This window comes from Leisingera aquaemixtae, from assembly GCF_019801145.1.
Lineage (GTDB): Bacteria > Pseudomonadota > Alphaproteobacteria > Rhodobacterales > Rhodobacteraceae > Leisingera > Leisingera aquaemixtae_A.
In genome coordinates this window covers 1-5,022 of the sequence record NZ_JAHVJQ010000028.1, presented here as the reverse complement: position 1 = coordinate 5,022, position 5,022 = coordinate 1, and the positions used below count along the sequence as shown (strand labels likewise).

The window sequence follows — 5,022 nt, the reverse complement described above, 5'->3', positions numbered from 1 at the left end:
ACTGCGGCGAGGGCTGGAGCAGTGCGCCAAGTTTTCTCTACGTCATGAAGCTTAAACTCGCCAAAGGTGCCAAGCTGATCAAACTCGGCTACAGCCGCGATCCCGTCTCCCGCCTTTACCACCAACTTCTGAAGACCAAGGAGACGGAGGCGCAGGTCCTGCGGACAGTTCCCATCAGCTCCGGCCACACAGCTGTGCAAATTGAGAAAGGCCTGCATGCGCGGCTGAAGGCAGAGCACCCCGACAGCGTCGCGCCGCCAGACCTCTACGCAGAAGAGCTGAGCGTCAAAAGCGAGGTCTACTTCGCCGATGCGACCCAGGTGATCTTCGCGATGCTCGACGCCATCCGAGCGGAAGAAGACACCTAAGCGCCCCCCTCTTCAATTTCCGAACTGTTTCACGCCCGGCTCTGCCAGGCGCCCGATCCTCTTTGCCTGTTCACTGGAGGTTTGCCATGAACCAATCCAACCACTCCCCCGCGCGCCCCGATTGGTGGCAGTTCGCCGAAGACTGCGCCCGCCGCTATCATCTCTACTGCGAAGAGCTGCAACAGACACGGCGCAAGACACTCAAAGAAGACGCGCCAGACGGCAGTGCTGGCACCGGGGAGCCGCTTGTGTCCACGCCCCCGGAACAACCCCATTCCTTGCTGCAGCATCTGAGCGAGAACTCGGACGTGCAGCACCTGCCCCCGGAACTCTGGGAAGCGCTGGAGCAGGAAGGTGCAGACCCCTATGCCTGTGACGACACAGGCCAATGGCTGCCGGGCACAGACCTGCCGGCAGACAAGCTGCTTCTGCTGCTGCGGATCGCCGCGGCCTTAGGCTCCCCGGCTGCAGTGGACGCGCAGCTTTCCCGTGGCGCCGTGCTGATCCTTCGAAACGTTCCTGCTTCCGGTTTTTCAAGCGTGGAAAACCTCCTTAACCACGCCCTGCTGCCGCCGGGCTGGCAGGCCTATGACGCCCGGCGCCAGGTGCAGCTGCCTCAGCGCGTGACCCTCGCTGTCCCCAGTGCCCGCGATGGTGCGATTGAACAGCAACACATTGATGAGCTGCAGGATCTGATCATCAAGGGTCTGGCGCACAGCCAGCCCTTGTGGATCTGCCTGCCGGATGAGATGGCACTGCCGGCGCCGCTGGTGGCGGAGCACTGTCATCAACTGACAGTGCCGCAAGTGGACGCGGATTTTCTGATCGCCCTGCTGCGTCAGACCCACAGCCGGACGGGCCGCATTGATGAAGCCGCCGCCCGTGCCGCGCTGCCCCCGAACGGCCAGTTGCAAGAGCTCTCCACCCCCGCACTCTCTTTTGCCCTGCGTGCGCCCACAGCGAAGAAGATGGCGCAACGCCTGTCCCAGGCGCTTGCTGCCGCTGCCGCTTCACCACCAGAAGCCCACGCGCCGAGGGAGGAGATCACAGGCATTGGCCGGTCCTATGACACCGCCCGGCAACTGGTTGCAGACCTGCACATGTGGGCCGAAGGCAGCATTGCCTGGGACCAGATCCTCCATTCTTTGCTGTTGCACGGCGTACCCGGCACAGGCAAAAGCCATCTCGCCCGCGCGATGGGCCGGAGCGCCGGGGTCAATTACGTCCAAACAAGCTGCGCGGAATGGCAAAGCGCCGGTCATTTGGGCAACCTGCTGCTCGCGATGCGAAGAAGCTTCGATGAAGCCCGGAAGAATGCGCCTTGTATCCTGTTCATCGATGAGATCGACGCGATCAGCTCGCGCACCAGCGGCGACACCCACGGCAGCAGATATGGATCGCAGGTGATCGCTGGTCTCCTGGAGCAGCTGGACCGCATCGGCCTGGAGGAAGGGATCATGGTGGTTGGTGCCTGCAACCACCCGCAGCACATCGACCCCGCGGTGCTGAGAGCCGGGCGGTTTGACATCAAGATCGAGATGCCGTTGCCAAGCATGGCGATGCTGCAGCACCTCCTTGCTGAGCGGCTGCAGGACGCATTCCCCGAGGATGCGATGTTGGAGCTGGCGCGGGACAGCATTGGCAAAACCGCCGCCGACGTGGACGCCGCGGTGCGCTCTGCCCGCAGTGAAACCCGGCACAGCGGCTGCCCGCTCGATCTGCAGCTTCTGCGCCGCCATCTCGGTGTCAGGGAGCTGGAGGAGAACCAAGACCTCTTGTACCGCATCGCCATTCATGAAGTCGGTCACGCCATCACCTCGTGGAGCTACGGCGAGACGATCACGAGGATCAGCCTGTCTCCATCTGGCGGCACAATTGAGCGGGATGTTCCCCCGAACGCAGGTCTGCCGGCGGATTTCGACCGTCAGCTGTACATCCACTTGTCAGGCCGGGCAGCGGAGCGGCTCATCTTTAATACTGTGTCCGCGGGCGCTGGCGGCAGCGGCACCTCCGACCTCGGGAAAGCTGCGCGTATGGTTCTGGCGATGGACTTCGAATTGGGTTTAGGCGCCTTCGGCAATGGCTGGTTTGGACCGCAGGATCCCTCCCGCCTGACGGCCTGCGAACGCCAGCGCCTGCAGGAGCGGCTCGACTACGCCGAGGACCACGCGCGCGCGCTGCTGTACCCCCATCAACAACTGCTTAAGGACATGGCTGCAGACCTGGTGCAGAAACGAGAGTTCGATACCAAGGCGGTCCGGTCCTGGCTGCGCGATGTGCCGCGCAAAAATGGTCCGGAGCCGGTCCTGGACCAGTAGATGCGCCCGCCAACCAAGCCGCACCGCCGCGAGGTTTGCACAATTCTTATGCGCAAACTTCCGCGGTGCAAGCACCGGTTGACCCAAAATCCGGATAATTCCCTTTCGGAAAGGTTTTGCCCGCGCGGCAAACGCCGCCGGTCCGGCCGCAACGGCGCGCACCTCAGCGCCCCGTCCCCGAGCAAACCGGCCCAAACGGCAGGTTGTCCACATAAACCCGGCCCCGGGGCGGCATCTCCCCCCTTTCACGGGGCCCGCCGCCCTCCCTCTCCCGATATGATGAAGCCAACAGCCGCCGGGGCAGTTCCCGGCCAGATCAGCAGCATCAAAAAAACGCCCCGGGCACCGGCCTGGGAGCGGCGGGAGACCTCGGCCTATGGCACGGGACCAGAAGAGCTATGTCAATTCCAGAGGGACAGCCTGTCACTCCGGCACTTCTCAGACAAACGGCCGGGCCAACTGCCCGGACCCGCTTCTGCACATCATCCAGCTCCTTGCCCGCCAGGCTGCTCAGGAAGACATCGCGGCACAAAGGAGCAAACCGCCTTCGAAGGAATAAACCATGACTGCAACACCCGGTCTCCGCGCTGCCATCTACGCCCGGTACTCAACAGACAAACAGAAAGACACATCGGTCGAGGACCAGATCCGGCTGTGCCGCCGCCTGTGTGAACAGAAGGGGTGGCAGGTAACGGAAGTTTTCACGGATCACGCGCTCAGCGGCAAGAATGCCCTGCGCCCGGGATACCAGCGCCTGATCCAGGCAGCCGAACGCGGCGATATCGACGTCATTGCCGCCGAAAGCCAGAACCGGCTGTCGCGGGACATGGCGGATTCCGCAAACCTGCTGAAGCGCATGAACTTCTTCGGTGTCAGAATCCACACGGCTTCGGAGAATGAGCTGGATGACATGAAGGTCGGGGTCGGCGGGCTGGTGTCCACCATGTTCCTCAAGGACCTGGCCCAGAAGACACGGCGCGGGCTGGAGGGGCGTATCACCAAGGGCAAAAGCGCAGGAGGCATTTGCTACGGCTACCGGGTGAAGCGGGAGATCCTGCCCGATGGCACGCTCAGCACCGGCGACCGGGAGGTCGAACAGGACGAGGCCGCCGTCATCAAACGGATCTTCCGGGATTACGCAGACGGGCTTTCCGCCCGCGCGATTGCCGCTGCCCTGAATGCCGAAGGTGTAACTGCCCCGCAGAGCGGCAAAGGAACCGGCACCTGGAACCCCTCGACGATTGCCGGGAACATCAAACGCGGCACCGGCATCCTGAACAATGAGCTTTATATCGGGCGCCTGGTCTGGAACCGGCTGACCTACGATACCAACCCCGACAGCGGGAAACGACTGTCCCGCCTCAATCCGCCCGAAGACTGGATCACGGAGGATGTCCCCGGCCTGCGTATTCTGGATGACCAGCTCTGGCAGGCGGTGAAGACCCGCCAGGGGGAGGTGCGGCAAGCGATGAACCCGGCGGGTGTTCTGACGGAACGGCCGAAGCTGGAACGCGCGCGCCGCCCAACCTATCTGCTGTCAGGCCTCCTGCGCTGCGCCTGCTGCGGCGCCAGCTACACGCTGATCAACAAGACGCGCTATGGCTGCGCAGGGGCCCGCAACAAGGGCGCTGCGGTCTGCACCAACCGCGCCACCATCGGCCGGGCAGAAGTGGAAGAGCGGGTGCTTTCCGGGCTGAAGCAGCGCCTGCTGGCGCCGGACCTGCTGGCGCAGTTCGCGGAGGAATACCGTAAAGCCTTCAACGACGCCGCCGCGGGGGCCTGCCAGGACCGGCAGAAGGCCGAACACTCCCTCAAAAAGGTGGAGAGCCGGATCGCCAACATCCTGACAGCTATCGAGGACGGCATGTACACCGCCTCGATGAAGGACAAGATGGCTGAGCTGGAGGGAGAGAAGGCCCGCCTGGAGGCGGTCATCGCGGACAACCCGGAACCCCCTGCCCTGCGGCTTCACCCGAGCCTGTCGGCGCGGTACCGGGAGCTGATCGAAGATCTGGCTGGGTCCCTGAATGCGCCAGAGGTGCGGCGGGAGGCGACGGCGTCGCTGCGGGCTTTGATTTCGGAGGTGCGGATGGTTCCGGACGGTGCAGCGCCGGGCGGTCATCAGCTTGAACTTGTTGGGGAATTGGCTGGTCTGATGTCCTTGGGGAGCGCTGAATCGAAAAAGCCCCCGCTGTTTGCGGAGGCTTGGTCGGAAACGTTGGTTGCGGGAGCAGGATTTGAACCTGCGACCTTCAGGTTATGAGCCTGACGAGCTACCTGGCTGCTCCATCCCGCGTCAGGTGTTTTTGTATCGTTTAGAGAGATGTTTGGATTTT

General features: G+C 63.3%; 2 protein-coding genes, 1 tRNA gene and 1 pseudogene. 3 read left to right on the top strand and 1 reads right to left on the bottom strand.

Annotated features, from left to right (window positions below):
• From KUW17_RS23070 to KUW17_RS23060, 3 genes and pseudogenes are all read left to right on the top strand, one after another.
• Positions 1-368, top strand: a pseudogene (locus KUW17_RS23070) (GIY-YIG nuclease family protein); the annotation flags it as partial.
• Between the two features lie 86 nt (positions 369-454).
• On the top strand, positions 455-2,686 hold the full coding sequence (locus KUW17_RS23065) for an AAA family ATPase (protein ID WP_222482635.1): 2,232 nt from the start codon (positions 455-457) through the stop codon (positions 2,684-2,686).
• Positions 2,687-3,248: 562 nt separating this feature from the next.
• Positions 3,249-4,949, top strand: a complete 1,701-nt coding sequence (locus tag KUW17_RS23060; protein ID WP_222482636.1) for a recombinase family protein — start codon at positions 3,249-3,251, stop codon at positions 4,947-4,949.
• Here the strand turns inward: KUW17_RS23060 and KUW17_RS23055 are convergent.
• Positions 4,906-4,982 (bottom strand) — tRNA-Met (locus KUW17_RS23055). The two genes, KUW17_RS23060 and KUW17_RS23055, sit on opposite strands and share 44 nt — an antisense overlap.
• Between the last annotated feature and the right edge of the window lie 40 nt (positions 4,983-5,022).

Bases quoted from the DNA above. Each gene is read 5' to 3' on its own strand.
- KUW17_RS23060 (WP_222482636.1), top strand. From the start codon at position 3,249: ATGACTGCAACACCCGGTCTCCGCGCTGCCATCTACGCCCGGTACTCA.
- KUW17_RS23065 (WP_222482635.1), top strand. From the start codon at position 455: ATGAACCAATCCAACCACTCCCCCGCGCGCCCCGATTGGTGGCAGTTC.